The following is a 17,182-nucleotide window of genomic DNA, read 5'->3' as shown; positions in this document are numbered from 1 at the left end:
CTCAACTCGGGTGTCATCGCGCCTCGGTCTCGCAGGTTCACAGGGGGTGACAGGTGGTCAGGATGCGTGACTTGATTTCCGGGGTGGTTGTGCAGACCATGCTGAAGGCGGCTTCCCGGACCATTCTCTCGGTGGGTTCGCCGCGTTGGACGGATGGGCTTCCTGCGGCGGTGGCGACGTAGTTGGCGGCGGTGACGGCGAATTGGCTGGCTCGGGCGCGGGCGTCGTAGATGTCTCCGTCGCCAGTGGCCGCGTTGTTGAGAGCCTCGCGGAGCATGGTGTGTGTTTCCCACAGATGTGGGCAGGGGTGTCCGATTCGGTCGGCTTCGGTCAGGCATGATCGTGCCACGCCGAGGGCGAGGGAGCCGTTGATCCTGAGAATCGCCCGGTCCGCGATGCTGAGTCCGCCGCGAGGAGTCTTTCGGACGTGGATGACTGCGGTGTGGGGGATGTGGTGTCCGTTAAAGGTCAGTTGCACGGTGTTGGATGCGTCGGCCGCGGACAGCGGGATTCGCTTCGAGTGGATGTTCGGGCCGTCGATGGCGTCGATGAGGAAGGTGACGGTTTTGTCTGCTCGGGTGTCGTATGCGGTGACGCCGATGACGTCGACGTAGCCCCATCCCGTGACAAACGGCGCCCGCCCGGTAATGGTGTATCCATCGTCGGTTTCGGTGGCGACGACCAGGGGGTTGTCCGGGTTGGCGTAGCCGCTACCGGAAACGCCGGCCGTGATGGCGCCGCTTCGCAGGTCGGCGAGAAATTGTGCCTTGAGGGCATCGTTCCTCGACATCAGCAACCGGAGCAGGGTCCCGTGGTGCTGGGCCCAGACGAATGCGGTCGCCAGGCACCCACTGACGAGGATCTCGCCGACGTCCGCGAGGGTGGTGACGGGGTCCTTGGAGGTGAAGGCGAGGCCGTAGAACCCCTGGTCGCGCAGTGTTTCGAAGTGCGATTGCGGGATCATCCCCGACCCGTCCACCTCCGTCGCGGCTGGTCGCAGTACCTCGTCGGTGAGGTGCTGCGCTTGCTGTACCCAGTCAGTCATGGTGACACCGTATCCATCATGCGCCGCACCACGCCGACCCACTGCAACGGTGGGCGGTTCCGTTCATCCCTGACCGCCAACGAGCCTCGAACTGCCGCAGAGAGATCCGTTGAGACAAAACACGATCCAGGTAGCCTCGTATCCGGTCTTGTTGCCATCAGAAGTAATGTCCGGTCGATTATCTGGTGTGCGGCCCGGTGCCGGCGGATGACTCCTCGGGAGCTCAGTGCACCTCCATCCGAATGGCTCATCGGAGGTCAACTCGCTGATGTGTGGTGTGATCCAGGGTTCGGCGGATCTGAGCAAGCGCGGCTTGCCGCTGTCCGTGGGTTGCTTGTGTGGCGTTGCGTTGTGCGATCGCGGTGCGGCGGGCTGCCTGTTCGCGGCGCCGTTCTGCGTCGGCTGTGGCGCGGAGTTGGGTGGGTGATGGCCCGGTCCAGTTGATCTGGGTGAGTCGCCAGCGGAGCAGGGCGACGGGTGCTTCGATGTGGTCGGTTGTGGGCCAGGTCCAGCCGCGTTCTCGGGTGTCTCGGTCGAGGGTGTGTGCGATGTCGTGGCCGGTCCAGTGGGTGGTGTCGATGCCGACGGCGTGGAGGGTGTCGCAGATGTGGCCGATATGGTCGTGGGCGAGAACAGGGGAGCGGGAGGCGAGGGTGGCGGCTGCTCGTTGGAGGTGGAGTGGTCGAGGTTGCCGGGTGGATGTGGTGTGCCGCGCATGTGCGCGTTGGTGAGTACTTCGTAACGAAAGAATATGTGTAGGAACGTAAGTACTGGGGGATAGGGTGTCAGCGCCGGTGGCCTGGGGATGAGTTGCGGTGGTGGGTTGTTGGGGTCGGGTGCGGTGGCGTGCGAGGCGTCGGGTGGCGCGGGTGCGGTGGGGCCGCTGGGGTCGGCTCGCGGGTGGTGGAGTGGTGTCGACGATGTGTTTCGGGGAGCTGAGTGCCCACACGGAGGCTGCTTGGTGCTGTTGGCCGCCGTGGTGGAGTTCTGCGGCCATGTATTCGTGGGTGCGAAGGGTTCGGCCGCGTTCGAGCTCGATGCCCATGTGGAGGGTTTTGAGGACGCGGCGGGCACGGTTGACGACGGAGAGTGAGACGCCGGCGTGGTGTGCGATGAGTTGCCGGGAGGCGGTAACACCACGGCCGGTGGTGGAATCCGCGAATCGGGCATGGGCTGCGGCGACGGCCATAATGCGTTCGATGCTGATGCTGTGGGTGGTGAGTGCGGCCTGGCCGATGGTGTTGTGGGTGATGTGGTGGCGGACCTGGCGTAGCCATTCGATGCGTCCGGACCAGACGGGGATGGCGGCTTCGCGTCCTGGTGTGGTGGGGAGGGTGAAGGAGTTGCCGCGTTGCCCGGTACCGCGGTTGTACTCGTGGAGCTCGTTGATGGCTTGGGTGGCGGCGTAGACGGACGCCTCCCAGGCGTCGACTTCCGAGGACTGCGGAATGCGCGTCCCGCCGCGGGCCGACGACCTGGGTTCGGTGGGCGAAACGAGTTGTGTTGAAGCTGATTTACGGCATGCGTTAGCATGAGACGCCATACCTGGCATAGGTAGGTCCCTTCGGGGAATGCAGTACGAGTGTCGGAAGCAGCGAACCTCCGACTCTCACCCTCAGAGAATGTGACGGCTCGGCGAGGCCTTCACCCTCGTGGTTGAGGAGGACGAGCGAGTCCTCCTCAACGCATGCCGCGGAGCGGTTCGTGAATCTGAAGCCACCCCACCAAGGGGTTTTCGTGTCTTTGAGGGTCTGCGAAATGAAGTTTGATCATCGGGGTCGCGCGGTGGTTTGGGTCAGGGGCATCGCCTCGCTATGGGCAGATTTGGGTGCCGACTCGCCATGGCCGGCCTAGTGCATCGCAGAGTGTCAAGATGGACTGTGGTCGAAGTGGTCACGCCGAATGCGGTGCGGGCTGGAGGGAAGCGACAGCCGCTGTGGGGCTGGGACCGGGCGGATCTGCCCGATGATCGCCGCCGTGGGATCGCATAACCCTCCACAGCCGAAAGATTGCATAGTCACCCGAGTTCCCTAGAACCGGCAGCTGGTCTGTATTCGGCGGCGCGCAGTCTTCCACTCGACGCGCCGGACTGCTTATCCGTCACGAAACTTGCGGCTACTACTCGTCAATCAGAGCGCATTTCCACGCTGCTCCTCTCCCATGTGGGCTGCACTCAAGTTCGTCGCCGACTGCTCTCCCATACTCGGAGGAAGATCCCGGAAGGGGGACGTGTGTGACACGAACGCTGCAACCTTCTAATCACTGTCGTGCGGCATCGCTTCACGTGGAGTCTTCCGCAGCTGGCCCAAAGAATTCCGCCTAGCAGATGGTGTGCAACCGCCGTGATGGAGTGGTGGCGTGGCAAGACACCTGTCCCGACTCAACGAAACTGATGAGAAACGACATCCTGTTCCCGAGATGCATCAGATTGGCCGTGTCGACCTCGTCGCGCGGCTCAACCAGTCGGATGCACACGGACAGTGGCCTGTCGTCGCAAACTTCCTGGAAGCAACACCCGCGATCGGAGCGCTGGTCAGGGACCCCGAATCAAACTGCCTTTGCCGGGGTCAGATTGGCCGCTGTTCGCATCAGATTCACCGAGTCGACCTCAGATGCAGTGAGCCATGACAACAACTGTCCTGACTCAGTGCATCTGGCGAGATCACAGCCGGAGCGCCTGCGGTTCGCCAGGTCTATTGAGTCGCCGCGGCAACGTCTGGATCAAAGAATCTGGCGAGCGTGGAACTCTGGTGCGTCGAATCATTCCCGATCGTGGGTGAGCACCTCGGATTCTCCAGGTTCGCTGAGCCGTCCGCTATATTGTCGGCCGCCCTCGCCAGATTCAGTGAGTCTTCGCCATCTTCACTGAGCCGGGACAACAACTTGTCCTGACTCAGTGCATCTGATGCCGCCGACCTGCGGTGCGTCAGATTGTCTGAGCCGCAATGTTCGACTTCGCCTCACTGAATCTGATGCGCGTGGAATTTGTTGGCGTGCCGCCCGACCGATTGCACGTGGGCTGAGTCCCGACGCACGAGGACGTCGACCGCGACCAGGGGACCCCGCATCAGATTCACCGAGTCAGGCATCAGATCGACCGTCGGTCGCATCAGATCTGCTGAGTCGGCATCAGATGCACTGAGCCGGGACACAACTGGATTCACCAACCAGCCCTTGACACGTGCGATACGCTCCACACAGCGCAACGAAGAGAGCAAGGGTGGAGCGCAAGCGCCGCTGGAGGATTCTCTCGCGCTCAGGCAACAACTTTCTGTGCCCCGCCGAGCCCATCCAGAGGTGAAATGTCCCAGGCATTGCGTCTCATCGAATTGCTGACTTCGCAATCCCACACACTAGCCTGGACGGTTCCCTTCACCTCCGTCGCCTTTCATCAACCCGGTGCCGTGACGAGCAAGCCTCTGTGCGCCGAGCGGTTTCCGTTCGCCTCTGACTGATCCGCGAGTGCATACCCATTGCGGCGCTCTTATCGTTCTGAGTGATTGCCAGGGGCACGAGACGGGATACCGATCGCAAGATGCGATCGGTATCCGGCCGTCGATCGTGCCGGCAATTGGCTGCACACAAGCGGCACTGATCGTTCTGAGGCAATAACGTTCCGGGCGGGCATCAGGCTGCCAACTTCGTCATGCGCTGACGCACGGCGGGAACGTATGCCTGGGTCTGGGCGAATGGCGGAATCCCGCCGTAGGTGACGACGGCACCCTCCCCGCCGTTGTAGGCGGCGATGATCAGATCGGTGAAGTCGCCGCGGACGGCCCCGCTGTCGTGATGCGGTCGAAGGTAGTCGGCGATGTGGCAGAGATAGCGCCCTTCCGAGGCGATCGCGTCGTACGGATTGAACGGGTCGGCAGCGTTCGGTGGTTCCGTGTTTCCGTTTCGATCTAGTCCGGAATCCGTGCCGAATGCCTTCCAGGTCTCCGGCATGAACTGACTCATTCCTTCGGCGCCGCCCTGATTTACGCCATCGCCTTTGCTGACGGCCTTTTCGTTGAATCCGGACTCTTGTTGAACGATGCCGGCAACCAGGATCGGGCTCACCTCTGGGCACAGGGACCCAGCGGCCGAGACTGCGTTGGTGTATTGCGGCGGGATGCTGTCAGGGGCGAACTTGGTCTGATCACCGACCTCTGGCGGGCACGGCTCCGTGGTGGTCGTACTGCCCGGAGCGCTGCCGTAGTGGGTGTCGGGGGTCGGCATCCCGCCGCCTGTGAGTGTGACGTGTACGTGGTCGAAGTGGTTTGCGGTGTAGCCGTGACGGTCCTCCATCAGTGACCAGTCACCGGTGCCATCCCAGTAGCGCTGTTGCCAGATCAAGTACTCGACGTTGAGGGCCGCTTTGTTCTGTTGGAGGTATAGGGCGATCTTGTCGCCGAGCGCCTTCCCTTGGGCGCTCGCGGAGTCGGGAATCATGATGTCGACCGCGCGCCCGTCGGGGTGGTCCGGGGCGACGTCGTCTGTTGGGCGCCATCCGCCGATGGTTGGGATCTCGGGGAAGGCTGCCGCGATGGTGCGCATGACGCGGATGGAGTCGACCTGCATGTGCGCTTCGCTGCCTTTCTCGGCGGGCAGCGGCGGTAGATCTCCACCGGTGGAATTGGTATGTGCGACCGGCTCTGCTGGTCCGCCATTGGGCGAGATGGTTCCTTGTTGTGTGAGCCACGGAATGGGATCTACTCCGCCGCCCAGTGACCAGCCTCCGGGGTAGATGCCGAAGTGAAGATGCGGTCCGCTCGACTGTCCTTCGCTGCCCATCTTGCCGATCAGTTGGCCCGCTGTGACCTTGTCTCCGGTGTGGACGAGGACTCCGGAGGCCTGCATGTGCCCGTATAGGGATTCGACGATCTGGCCATCGATGGTGTGCCGGATCCGAATCCAGTGTCCGTAGCCGGCGGCGGGCTCGGCGGCGATGACTTCGCCGTTACCGGCGGCGTAGAACGGGGTGTCCAGTGGTGCTGCGTAGTCCTGGCCGTCGTGCATGCCTGCCTCGCGCATACCGAAGGGTGAGCTGATGGTGTAGGTGCCTTCGGCCATCGGGACCGCGAGGGATCCGGGTTTGATGCCGATGAGGCTGCCGCCCCTGGCGTCTGGCACAGGTTGACCGCAGTTCGTGTCACTACCGGTTGCCGCGAGGATGACCAGTATCGGAGCCATCATGATGACCATGGCGAAGGCGGGCATGCCGGCGAGCAGCCACCACCACTTTTTCGAGCTGCCTTCCTGTGTATCCGGGGTCGACGGTGGTGTGTCGAGGAGCGTCATCAGCGAGCTCGGTGGGCCAGTGCGCTTGGCTTGACCACCGGCGCGGAACCGGACTGCGCGGCGGCAGCGAGCAGTTGAGCAGTCTTCGACCCTGAACCGTTGGGGATCCCTGTTTCAGGAGAGGCAGGTCTGGCTGGTCGCGGGGTGCGGCTCGGTGTAGTCGGCAACATCACCGGCGCCCCAGATGTGGTGGTGAATGCGCGGAATCGGCGACCGTCCGGACCACTGGTTGTCGTGGCCGAGGCACGGACCTGGCCAGGGTGGGCGACCGGCCATGACGGGGCGACCCCGATGGGGTGCTTGATGCCGGCCTTGTCCGACACCGCCGTTTTCGACAGTCGACTCCGGACAGCGTCGGCAGCAGCGTTCGTAGCGGCGGTTCCACGACTGGTCTGGGCACGGGCCGCGCCGGAGGTGGACTTCGGGTAGCTGTCGGGATCGGCGATCGAGTCGACCTTGTTCTTCGCTCGCTTCGCCGTCGAGGAGAGGGCCCGTCCGGCAACCAGCACTGCAGCCGCCCCGCCGGTTGCTGCGGTCGACGTGGCGCCGGCTGCGACCTTTCCGGTCGTTGCCGCGGCAGTGCCGGACTTCTTCGCTAGTGCTCCTGCCCCCTTCACCACGGCCTTTCCGCCCTGGTACATGTGGCGTCCGTTGGCGGCCATCGCAGCGATGTCGCGCGCTGTGGTGGGCGTTGAGCGACTGATGGCGGTCGGTGCGGCGTTGGGCCGTTTAGCCAGGATTGTTGCCAGGTTGTCCGACATTCGCTTCATTCCCTTGACCGCTCGGCGGTAGAGGAGAAGTGCGGTGACCAGGAAGATGTCGACGAAGAACACCGTGCGGATCAGGTTCGATTCGTCTGCAGCGAAGAGATCCTCGACGACCATGACGTAGCCGACGAGGAAGACGATGGCGAAGATCATCTGCAGCAACGCCATTGCGGCGTTGGCGATGGTCCGCCAGAACTGCCCGCGCATCGGGGGTGCGATGGCGAGGACGACTCCTGGTATCGATTTGATGGCGTTGCCGATCGAGACACCTGCGGCGATGATCAATCGGCCGGCGAGGTAGATCGCGAAGGCCATGAGGAGTGCGCCGGCGAAGTTCAGGAAGAACAGGCCCATTGCTTGTCCGGGACCGGGGTTGTCGGCATAGGCCTTCATCGGCCCGTCCTCCCCCTCACACTTGGCGATGGCATCTTTGACGCGGTCTTCCGGTTTCGCGTCGGGATTGATCAGGTCAAGGGCTACGCCTGCCCCAGGGGCGACCTCGGAGACGACATCCTGTGCTTTGTCCGCGAGTCCAGGTTCCTTGGGCTTCGCGAGGTACGCGGCGTCGAACTCTTTGACGCATTTCCCGTTGTTTTCCGGGGCATCGAGAACGACTCCGAAGTTGATCAGTTGCGTTGGTTGGCGGATGAACGTATCGATGAGTTTCGATTCGATCGTGTCGATCTCGGTCTGCGGGTTTCCGCTGGTATCACCACCGTTCGCGAGCCCTGAGGCAACCTCCAGGCCCACATTTCGCGCCGACAGCACCAGTCCGTCGTCCCCGAGGACGCGATCGACCGGGTTCGAGAGAACGCCCACGGCCGCGGCCGCGATGACGCAGGACATGAGGAGCTCGTAGATTCCGGTGGAGAATCGGCCGCGGATGATCCAGATGGCGACGCTGAGTCCGGCGACTGTGAGCATCAGCGGGGTCAGCGCGAACTGGTCGGTGATGGAGGTGACCGAGTCGGCGATGGTGCGCACGGGGGTGAGGATCAGGTCGAGCCATTCGAACGAGAGCACCCAGGTGATGAACCAGATGGCCGTTGCCATCAGGAAGCGGAAGACCTCGTATTCGAGGGTGATGATGTACGCCCAGATCATGCGCCAGCCGCCGCCCACCGAGGCGTTGCCTTTGTCGATGGACAGGAAGTAGCTCCACGCGTCGATGCCGTGCGAATCTTTCAGATTCATCCAGGCGAAGAACGGGTTCGCACCGCCGCCGCCGGCGGGATCGGCGAGAGCCGGGGTGGCCACGATCATCAAGATGGCGCCGGCCGCGTGCCAGCCGGCGATGAGGCGGATGAGTAGCCGGCTCCACCAGCGTGCCCACAGCCAGCGGGTTACCGGACGGGTCAGGTGTATCAGTGCGGTCAGCCAGGATTGCGGAATCCATGCGGTGACAAGCCACAGCAGTGAGCGTGTGGCCGCGGCGCGGAAACTGAAATACTCCCGGGGTTCGGGGGTCCCGACCACCTCCCGTTCACGGGAGGGCGCCGCGGCCGCGGTCATGATTTCACCAGCTTGGTGTCCTTCGGAGTGGTCGACACTGCACTTCGGCGAGACTCGGTTGCCGGCAGCAGCGTCTTAATACGACCGACGTTTCCGCTGCCATCGCGCATGTAGCCTTCACCGCGGCGGTGAGGTTCGACGTACTTGTCTTTTCCGGTGACCGGAGCTGTCTGCTCCATGTATTGCTTGACCAGTCCGTAGTCGTCCGGGTCGAGGCCGAGCCATTCAATGGCGCGCTTGGCGAGGGTTTCGTCTGTATGACGGTGCGCGATGCGGGTCTTGATCAGTCCGCGCAGCTTCGGGGTGCCGAACGCGCAGTCCTGGTCGCCGAGTCCCACCGCGGCAGAGGACTTGCGGCCCTGCAGCACGAAGTCCTCGACGATGTCGATGCCGTCGTCGGCGCCCAGGAGGTGGTGTGCCTCGTCGACGAGGAATAGCGCCATCTGGTCGGGGTCGGCGAAGCACTGTCCGCGGGCGACCTTCGCGATCAGGGTGTACACCGCGTGACCGAATCGCTTCTCCAGCGTCAGGTTCTCGTAGAGGTGCTGCTTCTCGGTCTGCAGCTGGGTCGGCAAGTCGACCTTGTGGGTGCGGAAAATTATGCCGGGAGCAGTAATGGGCAGCGGGGGTAGATCTGTGCCGAACAGTGCCGCCGCGTAGGTGCGGCGGGCGTAGACGTTCATCGCTTCGCCGAGCTCGTGGGAGTGGGCGATCGGGCAAGCACCGGACAGGAGGTGTTCGGTCAGCTCGCCCAAACCCTGGTAGGGGTGCTCTGCGCGGTACTCGGGCTCGAGCGCCTTCGCCAAGGTGATGCCCAGGTCTGAGGAAGGCTGGATCCGGAGCAGTGTCAACAACACGGACTGGGCCATTTCTGCTGCGACCCCGGCGTCGAAGATCCTCAGTGGATCCATGCTGTATTCGGGTTCGACGAGGTCGACCACGACTGCCTCGGTGACGGCGCGGGCCCAGTTGGCGTATTCGCCGAGATCGCTTTGGTCGATACCGATGACCTGCCCTCCGCAGTCGACGACCTGGCCGGCGATCACCTTCATGGTGACCGACTTGCCCGATCCGAGCTCACCGGTGACCGCGAAGGATGCGGACTGGTCGCGCAGGGACTTTCCGGCGACGTCGTGGTGAACCACACCGATCCGCGAGGTGGTGATGTTCAGTGCCAACAGCGGACCACTGCCATCGCCGAGATCGTTGCGAATGAACGGCATGTACGCCGCGAAATGCGTCGACGTGGTGATCTGGGCGAACTCGCGGACGATCTTCGATGTGGGAACGCCAGGCAACATGGCCCACCACAGGTCTTCCTGGTAGCCGACCGGTGCGACCACCTTGTATTCCTGCTGTTCGAACGCTTTCACCAATGCCTTCGCATCAGCGAGTGCGCGCTCCTCGGAATCAGCTCCTACCGCGAACAACGCCGTCCAGGCAACCTCGACCTCATCGCGGTTCGTCTCGAGCAGCGAGGTGTATTCGGTCAACGCGGCGGCAGCGAGGTCGAGAACACCTTGGCCGCCGGCCAACTCTCCTTCCCGCTGTTCGTACTGCTCCTTCAGGTTCTCGAGCGCGCGCTTGTTCGCTCGCATGACATCGGCACCGGCGGTGACCTTGAGCCGTACCGCGAAATCGACATCGATATCGCCGAAGTCGTCAGCGAGGGTGAAGAACTCCGAGCCGGGGAAATAGACGCCACCGGCGGGGGTGTCAGCGAGCGCGAGGAGCACTTGGTAGGAGGCAGGGTGGTCGACGATTTCGTACGGCTGGTCGACTTTCAGGACCCGACTGAACGTCGGGACCTTGCCTCGCCAACCCGAGGCCTTCTCTCGATCCGATTGGGCGCCCTCGTCGATCCGGCATGCGGACAGAGCGGCACCTGACTTTGCTCCTGGCGTCACGGCTGCGTCCGGCAGGTCAGTGTCGATATGCAGTCCGCGCGTCATCGCGTGCCGCCACAGCCACACCATCTGAGCGGGAGTGGCAGGTTGCGCATCGAAGACACCGGGGATGTCGGCCATGATCCGGTTGGCCTGCCGGACACGGGCCCGGATCTCGTCATCGTCAATTGCGGTCCGCGGCAGCCCGATGTAGTCGGAGAGTGTGGTCCAGGCCGAATGAGCCGCGGCCTTGACCTGATCGACGACCTTGGGTGTGGTCAGCGGAATGCTCAGCCAGTAGATCCGCTGGCCCGGGCGGTATAGCTCGATCGAGTCGAGAGTCGCTTCGCATTCGGTTGCCCAGTCTGGGTGTGCATCGAGATCGACGCCTTCGGTCATTCGGGAAACGACGGCCTCGGCGCTCAACGATGCTGCAATGCCCATCAACAGTGACTCGCCCGGAAGGGCGCGGACGAGCATCGTGTGCAGGGTACGAGCAGTGCGCTTGTCCACGTCGGGGCGGTAACCGTAGTCGATGCCCGTGAGCACGTAGTCCGCCCAGACAACGCCGGACTTCGTCCACCGGATATTTGCGGCCATTGACAGCGTCGGCTGTTCCATAGTGGCGGTGCTTTCTACTCGGAGGCGCCTGCAGCAGCCAGAGCGAGGAGTTCCTTGACGCTCGATCGGCCGGCGCAATGGGTGGGCCCGCTTGCCGGTGTGGGCACCGGAGCGGAGGTCGGCGGTCGTGGTGCGACAGGTTCCGCCGATGCGGTTTCGGTGACCTCGGCGGTAGCGATGTGCACGGCCTTCGGGACGACCGTGGCGCTGAGTTCGGCGGCCGTCGGGTCGGCAGTGATGTAGCCACTCGGACGCACAAGGTGGGGTGGCCGGATGGTCACCCGGCGACCGTTGATCTGGATCTTGGCACCGGCCGGCGCGAAGGCTGCGGCGCAGATTCCCTGTGCCACTGAGGCCGGGCTCCGGCCGGCAAACCGGAGTTTGCCGACGACAAAGACGGTGCCCAGTGACCAGAAGGCGAAGAATCCGACGTTCCAGGAAATGCTGTCCCGAAGCCACAGTGTATGCAGGAGCCACAGGAGCCCACCGACGATCGCACCGCTGACGGCCTGCGGAACCGTATAAGGACCGAACGGCAGCTTCTTTCCGTCAGGCGTACGCCCGATCATCTGCGGCACCTTGCGAGCGCGGGTGAAGTTCTTGATGACTTCCCCGGTGGTGCGCTCGTCGCTCATCGCCGCACCGGCCCACTCGTGACTTCATGCCGGCAAGGCCGCGAACCCGCTTCCGCAGTGCTAGCTACATCGAACATCGGAGCCTCCTTGAAGAGGTCGTCGCGCAATGAGGTCATTGCCGACAAGGCGACTTTCAGCCGGTGCGAACGGGCGGAGATCACACCGGCAGGTCTAAGCCGGAACTCGGCTCCGCCACGATGTGCACCACGGCGGGAGCGCTCTCCAACTCCTCACCCGTCGAGTCCTTCAGGAAGTCCATGTTGAAAACGACCCACAGTGCTGCGCCGCCGATGAGCGCGGAAATGATGAGTCGGGCAACTGTGAATGAGGCCATCAGATTCTTGAGAAGAAAGAACAAAACGAGGCAGCCGGCGGCCGACTGGAGGAGCAGCTTGCCGTCGCTGGTGATCTCCTGCGCCTTGTCGAAAAGCCCTATTGCGAGGACCGCGTTGCTGGGATCGGTGGCTGCGAGCGCAGTGGACATGATGGGTTACCTTCCGGATGAATGAGGATCGGTTCCTGACGGAGAGAACAACGGCACGTCGCCGGCAGTCGGCACTGAAAGTGCAGGGGTCTGCCTTGATTCAGACGATGCGGACTCCGGGGCACCCGCACGTGGTGTGGTCGAGCTCGGTGCGGTCGTTGACGAGGATGGTGTTCGGGGTGCCGCCGGCGGGTACAACGGCGTCGCGTCAATTGCGCTGACCTCCCACCGGCCGCCGCGGGAGGTCATCGTCAGCGCGTACTGCCCACTGACCGAATCGACCTCGGTGACTTTCTGCGCTGCCGTCACCAGGAGGCGCACAACATCACCGTCAGGCCGCGGTGCCGATGCACTGGCAGCGCTCAGGTCTTCCGACGAATAGACATCGGTGATTGCCACGCTGCGATACGGCGCCGGAACAATCGGGGCGATCGAAACCCCCGGCGTGAGATAGCGGGCTACTTCCCCGTTGCCGGTCAACATCGCGGACAGGAACTCATGTGCGGACGTGGCGATGGGATGGTTGGCGACCCGGTACTTGTAGCCGAGTTTGACGTCGATCGAGGTCGACGGTTCAGCTACCTCGGCGGGCAGTGCGGCCGCCCTCACGCCCACTTCGGTAACCACAACCGGCACCTGAAAGTAGCGACGAACGGTGTCCGCATTCGCGTCCGAGGCGGCTCGAACTGACACCGAGACCGTCACCGCGTATGTCCGTGACTTCTGCTCGTAGCCGATCGACGCGACGGCCGGATCAGTCGCGGCAAACAACGGCGCGGTCGGAAGGCTGGGGTTCCCCGAGACGAAATGATCGAGTTCTTGTTCATTCCCACGCGATGCCTGGAGCCAGGCAACGACGAACTGCCGAGCAAGATCCTCGGCTCTCGCTTGACCGATTGTGTCGACGGCTGCGGTGTCCTTGGTGGCGGTGTCGGTGAGGTTCGGAGTGGGCGAGGATCCGAAGACGACAAGGATCAAGGCAACTATTCCGGCGCCGAGTGCGGCGAGGATTCCTGCCCTGAGAAGTCGCGTGGTCCACACCTGCCGAAGGCCCCACTGTGCACGCTCCGCGCGCGCCGATTCCCCGGCTTCGTCGACAACCAAGTCGACGCCGTTTTCGGTCGCGGGATCGGTCGTGCTCTTGGGGCTGCGGCCGAAGTTGTTGATTTTCGCGAGGTCGATTTTCATCGGATGCAGGCTCCTGTCGTCGGGTAGGAGGTTGTGCAATCGGGGACGGAATCCACGATGTCGAGTGCGCACGCCCGCGACAGCGCGGCGCGCGCGGCTGGCGCTTCGACGAACACCAACAGCCACAGCGAAGTGCTCGCCTCTTCATCGAGAGGGTTCACCGCCAAGGCCGCCGCGACTCGGCGGATCTCTTCGGTGACGGCGTGCACGTAGCCGAGATCGTGCAGCTGGGCTTGCAGCGAGTTGTCGAGCTCGTGCATCCGGTCCTCCTGGCGACTGGGGTGTGGAAGAGCGCCACACAGAAAAGGTGGGCTTCTACTTGGAGGAAGATCCGGGTCCGGGGCTTGAGTGACATCGCTCGCGAAACTTCTTGAAGTTTTTCTGCAATCGCCAAGGGGTTATTGCCTCAGCCGAAAGAGCGCACGTGAGGGGCACTCCCTGCCCACCGCCGCAATGCCGGAACCTTCACGACAACAACGTCTTGGCAATAACGACAACCCCTCCGGCAACAACAAACACGCAGTTCAGAGGCAATATCTGGTTGCTGTACTGGGCGCGAGACCACCTCGCCCGCGCCCAGAGGAGACCGATCGTGGAAACGTCCACCCACGCCCCCACCGCCACCACAGCGTCATCGGCAACGCCGGTTCGCAGCACCGCGCCGAGCAATCTGTACAGCCGCTTGAACACCGACTGGATGTACCTGTGCGCTCGCCCCACGGCCGCCGCCGAAGTCTTGACGTGGTCGGTGAACCAGGACGCGCTCCGTGAGGTCGCGGATCTCAACGATCTCACCGCGGCGCACCGCCGAGATCGTGATGGTGTGCTTCTGGCGCTGCTGACACTGCATCAGGAAGGAAGCTCCCTTGCCGGGCGAGCGCTACTGCAGTTGATGCTCGGCAAGCTCATCGCCCTGACGCGCCACGCACGGGTCAGTGGGCACGATCGGTTCCACGCGTGCGATGAGAGAGCGGCCTCCACGGTGGCCACGTTCATGTCTCTGATCGCCACCTACAGGCCCTCCGGTGAGAACGTCTACGCGGCGCTCTTCCTGCACACGCTGAAGAAGATCACGCGTGAGGAAACCTTCGCCCAGGAGATCCCCGCCTCCGATGTCATGGACGAGTCCGACAGCGCTGAGAACGAGCCGGAAGCGGATATCTCTGCATCAGCTCTGCTCACCTGGGCGGTCGAAAAGAAGGTCATCAACGACCTCGATCGCACCCTGATTCAGCGGGCATATCTCGAGCAGACCGATTGCGACCTGGCCGTGATCGCCGCGGAGGTGGGGATGACTCCGGCAGCGCTTCGCCAGCGGCTCTACCGCGCGGTCACACGCCTTCGTAAAAGTGTCGTCGCCTCCAACCAGCCGCCTTCTCGACCCCGGTTTGCACGTGGTCGTCGTCGGACCGCAACGACTACCGCAGCGATCTGATGGCCCGTAGTTTCGTGCCTCTGTTCACCGTCATGGTCTTCATCGCGGCGGCGCTTCTTCTGACCGAAACGTCCTTGCTCCTCGAAGCGACGCGAGGATTCGATGCTGCACTCACCTACCCCGCAATCGCTCGTCCCGGACTGCTCTCCGAGTCCACGCACGCGATGAGCATGGTCGCTCTGAGTGTCGCCGACTTTCTCCCCCGCGACATCACCACTCATATCTACAGCGGCGGTCGGGTAATCGTGCCGGCGCTGCATCGCTGACGAAAAGAGAACACTCATGACGAACCTTCACGCGCCAACTTCTGCGGGCGGTCGCACCAATCAAAGTGCCCGGGTGCCTCTACTCGTCGCCTCCCTGCTCGCTGCACTCCTCGCCTCCCTCATCACGGTTGTGTCGCCAAGTCAGGCCGAGGCGGTGCCCGCATCGTCGGGCTGCCCGGCAGTGGAAGTGGTGATGATGCCGGGAACGTTCGAAACGGACTCGACCGCTAATCCTGACATCGCGACGGGTCTGCTCAAGCAGGTCACCGATCCCCTTTCCCAGCTGTTCGGCAGCTCCATCAAGATCACCTACCCGGCCTACGAAGCGTCCGCCTTCAACAAGGGCAAGACCTACGGCACCAGTAAGGCATCTGGCATCAAGGCCGGTGCGCGCCTGATGCAAACTCGCGCAACGCAATGCCCAAACACTCAGTTCGCACTCGGCGGCTACAGCCAGGGTGCGGACGTGGCCGGCGACTTGGCATGGTTGATCGGACACGACAAGGGACCGATCCCCGCAGAGAAATTGATCGCTGTCGGGCTTGTTGCAGACCCACGGCAGAGTTCGAATGGCGACAACACTCTCGTCGGTCCGCCCATCGACGGGGTTGGGATCGCGGGAGCCAGGCCGGGCGGGTTCGGAAAGACTGCTGCAGTCACGCGTTCGTACTGCGCCCCCGACGACCTCTACTGCTCGACCAACGCCGGCAAGGATGGATTGCTCGCAGGACTTGGGCGGGTGCTTTCGCAGCCTCCGACCGCTTCCGGTCCGCAGCAAAGCGATGGATCTCAGCCCACCACCGCGGGTCTGCAGAACGCCTTGGTGTCCGACTACTCAAAGGTCGATCTTCCGGGATTGGCTGGCAACATCGAGACCCTGCAGCAGCAGCTGCAGTCCGGCGCTCCGAATCTGGAGAGCATGGAATCGGCAGCGACAGATGTTGCCAACACCCTTGTTCCGGTGGCCGATACGACGAGCTGGGTCACCCAGAATCCGGCCGTGGAACAGATGCTCAAGGCGGCGGACGCTTCGACTCCCGAATACGCCGCCGGTCAGATCGTCGACAAGGTCAAGGGCATCGACTTGGGGAGTGCATTTCAGGCCGCGGACACCATCGCGCGTACAGTTCAGAATGCCTCTACGCCGGATCGGGTACAGCAGCTGCAGACCTCGGTGGACACCTTGTCCACTCAGGTAGCCCCCTTGGCCGCCACTCCGGCCGATGGTCTGTCACTCGCGGCGGACGCACTCTCGATCATCAAGCCGAGCGTGCTCATCAACCAGGTCACGCACATCGGGACGAACGCATTCGACCTCGCCAACAACATCCCGCCAGTCCTCGACATCTTGTTCAACCGGATCCCGCACATCGTTCTCGATCCGGGTCTCGATCCGATGTCAAAGGTCAAGGCTGTCCACGCCGAGTTCGACCGCATCAACGTCCTGTTCGAGCCACTCATCAAACTCGCCGCCGGACTCGACTACAAGACGGCTGCGGCCCTGATCGCGATGATTCCCGACCCGTCCGGCGCCGCACAGATCATCTCGATGATCGTCGGCCTCGTCGGGAATCTCGACATCATCGGTCTGGCCAACACCGCCGGCGAACTCCAAAAGCAACTCTGGCACGCCATCGAAACCGGCGACATCATCGGAGCCGGCCTCGGCGCACTCCCCCACATCCTCGACTTCGCGAAGATCGCGGTGGGCACACTCAACGGTGGCCAGAGAACCGAGGCGTCCAAGCTCGGTTCAGCGTCTGCGTCCACGACGACCGGACAGCAGACCACCCAGCAGTCACAGGCTGGGGACCTTGGAGGGCTCGCCTCGAGCCTCACCGCATTGGCAGGCTCAGACGGTGCAGACGCCCTCTCCCAGATCGGTGCCGAAGGACTCAAGTTCGCCGCATTCATCGGGTCCGGAACTCACCAGAACTACGGGGGACTCGTCGTCGATTCATCAGGCACAACGGCCCTACAGGACATGACCAACCACTTCCGCGATCCGATCGCGACGGCGGTGGCTAAACCGATCGGCGCTCACAGTGTCCTGCAGAAATGAA

General features: G+C 63.3%; 13 protein-coding genes. 3 read left to right on the top strand and 10 right to left on the bottom strand.

Annotated elements, in window-relative coordinates; all coding sequences use genetic code 11:
- Nucleotides 1-37 precede the first annotated feature (37 nt).
- From BLV94_RS03005 to BLV94_RS49255, 10 genes are all read right to left on the bottom strand, one after another.
- Nucleotides 38-1,045 carry an acyl-CoA dehydrogenase family protein gene (locus tag BLV94_RS03005; protein ID WP_072948946.1) on the bottom strand — a complete coding sequence of 336 codons (1,008 nt, stop codon included), beginning with the start codon at nucleotides 1,043-1,045 and terminating at the stop codon, nucleotides 38-40.
- 247 nt (nucleotides 1,046-1,292) lie between these two features.
- Nucleotides 1,293-2,588, bottom strand: coding sequence for a superantigen-like protein SSL4 (locus BLV94_RS03000; RefSeq protein WP_244163450.1), 1,296 nt, complete (start codon nucleotides 2,586-2,588; stop codon nucleotides 1,293-1,295).
- 2,084 nt (nucleotides 2,589-4,672) lie between these two features.
- On the bottom strand, nucleotides 4,673-6,325 hold the full coding sequence (locus tag BLV94_RS02995; protein WP_072948942.1) for a M23 family metallopeptidase: 1,653 nt from the start codon (nucleotides 6,323-6,325) through the stop codon (nucleotides 4,673-4,675).
- On the bottom strand, nucleotides 6,325-8,604 hold the full coding sequence (locus BLV94_RS02990; protein ID WP_072948940.1) for a hypothetical protein: 2,280 nt from the start codon (nucleotides 8,602-8,604) through the stop codon (nucleotides 6,325-6,327). Before BLV94_RS02990 ends, BLV94_RS02995 begins: the two co-directional genes overlap by 1 nt.
- On the bottom strand, nucleotides 8,601-11,111 hold the full coding sequence (locus BLV94_RS02985; protein WP_072948938.1) for an ATP-binding protein: 2,511 nt from the start codon (nucleotides 11,109-11,111) through the stop codon (nucleotides 8,601-8,603). The genes BLV94_RS02990 and BLV94_RS02985 overlap by 4 nt, the downstream gene beginning before the upstream one ends.
- A gap of 14 nt (nucleotides 11,112-11,125) precedes the next feature.
- Nucleotides 11,126-11,746: a hypothetical protein gene (locus tag BLV94_RS02980; RefSeq protein ID WP_072948936.1), complete on the bottom strand. Its 621-nt coding sequence runs from the start codon at nucleotides 11,744-11,746 to the stop codon at nucleotides 11,126-11,128.
- 157 nt (nucleotides 11,747-11,903) lie between these two features.
- Nucleotides 11,904-12,230, bottom strand: a complete 327-nt coding sequence (locus tag BLV94_RS02975) for a hypothetical protein (RefSeq protein WP_072948934.1) — start codon at nucleotides 12,228-12,230, stop codon at nucleotides 11,904-11,906.
- Between the two features lie 6 nt (nucleotides 12,231-12,236).
- Nucleotides 12,237-13,418 carry a conjugal transfer protein gene (locus BLV94_RS02970; RefSeq protein WP_072948932.1) on the bottom strand — a complete coding sequence of 394 codons (1,182 nt, stop codon included), beginning with the start codon at nucleotides 13,416-13,418 and terminating at the stop codon, nucleotides 12,237-12,239.
- Entirely contained in the window at nucleotides 13,415-13,678 is a 264-nt protein-coding gene (locus BLV94_RS02965) for a hypothetical protein (protein WP_072948930.1), read from the bottom strand. Before BLV94_RS02965 ends, BLV94_RS02970 begins: the two co-directional genes overlap by 4 nt.
- A 205-nt stretch (nucleotides 13,679-13,883) precedes the next feature.
- Nucleotides 13,884-14,108, bottom strand: coding sequence for a hypothetical protein (locus BLV94_RS49255; RefSeq protein ID WP_167372102.1), 225 nt, complete (start codon nucleotides 14,106-14,108; stop codon nucleotides 13,884-13,886).
- On the opposite strand from BLV94_RS49255, the gene BLV94_RS02960 reads away from it, so the two are divergent.
- The 3 genes from BLV94_RS02960 to BLV94_RS02950 are packed head-to-tail and all read left to right on the top strand — an operon-like array spanning nucleotide 14,101 to nucleotide 17,181.
- A complete protein-coding gene (locus BLV94_RS02960; RefSeq protein ID WP_244163448.1) occupies nucleotides 14,101-14,853 on the top strand; it encodes an RNA polymerase sigma factor in 753 nt (250 codons plus the stop codon). The two genes, BLV94_RS49255 and BLV94_RS02960, sit on opposite strands and share 8 nt — an antisense overlap.
- A 14-nt stretch (nucleotides 14,854-14,867) precedes the next feature.
- Entirely contained in the window at nucleotides 14,868-15,119 is a 252-nt protein-coding gene (locus BLV94_RS02955; RefSeq protein WP_244163447.1) for a hypothetical protein, read from the top strand.
- Between the two features lie 16 nt (nucleotides 15,120-15,135).
- Complete coding sequence (locus BLV94_RS02950; RefSeq protein ID WP_072948925.1) at nucleotides 15,136-17,181, top strand: cutinase family protein; 2,046 nt, start codon at nucleotides 15,136-15,138, stop codon at nucleotides 17,179-17,181.
- Nucleotide 17,182 lies beyond the last annotated feature (1 nt).

Origin of the sequence: Rhodococcus koreensis, assembly GCF_900105905.1 — a bacterium.
Taxonomy (GTDB): Bacteria; Actinomycetota; Actinomycetes; order Mycobacteriales; family Mycobacteriaceae; genus Rhodococcus_F; species Rhodococcus_F koreensis.
Note: the sequence above shows the minus strand (reverse complement) of the source record. Positions and strands in the feature narration are given on the sequence as shown.

Bases quoted from the DNA above. Each gene is read 5' to 3' on its own strand.
- BLV94_RS02985 (WP_072948938.1), bottom strand. From the start codon at position 11,111: ATGGAACAGCCGACGCTGTCAATGGCCGCAAATATCCGGTGGACGAAG.
- BLV94_RS02995 (WP_072948942.1), bottom strand. From the start codon at position 6,325: ATGACGCTCCTCGACACACCACCGTCGACCCCGGATACACAGGAAGGC.
- BLV94_RS02990 (WP_072948940.1), bottom strand. From the start codon at position 8,604: ATGACCGCGGCCGCGGCGCCCTCCCGTGAACGGGAGGTGGTCGGGACC.
- BLV94_RS03005 (WP_072948946.1), bottom strand. From the start codon at position 1,045: ATGACTGACTGGGTACAGCAAGCGCAGCACCTCACCGACGAGGTACTG.
- BLV94_RS02980 (WP_072948936.1), bottom strand. From the start codon at position 11,746: ATGAGCGACGAGCGCACCACCGGGGAAGTCATCAAGAACTTCACCCGC.
- BLV94_RS03000 (WP_244163450.1), bottom strand. From the start codon at position 2,588: ATGGCGTCTCATGCTAACGCATGCCGTAAATCAGCTTCAACACAACTC.
- BLV94_RS02970 (WP_072948932.1), bottom strand. From the start codon at position 13,418: ATGAAAATCGACCTCGCGAAAATCAACAACTTCGGCCGCAGCCCCAAG.
- BLV94_RS02950 (WP_072948925.1), top strand. From the start codon at position 15,136: ATGACGAACCTTCACGCGCCAACTTCTGCGGGCGGTCGCACCAATCAA.
- BLV94_RS02965 (WP_072948930.1), bottom strand. From the start codon at position 13,678: ATGCACGAGCTCGACAACTCGCTGCAAGCCCAGCTGCACGATCTCGGC.
- BLV94_RS02975 (WP_072948934.1), bottom strand. From the start codon at position 12,230: ATGTCCACTGCGCTCGCAGCCACCGATCCCAGCAACGCGGTCCTCGCA.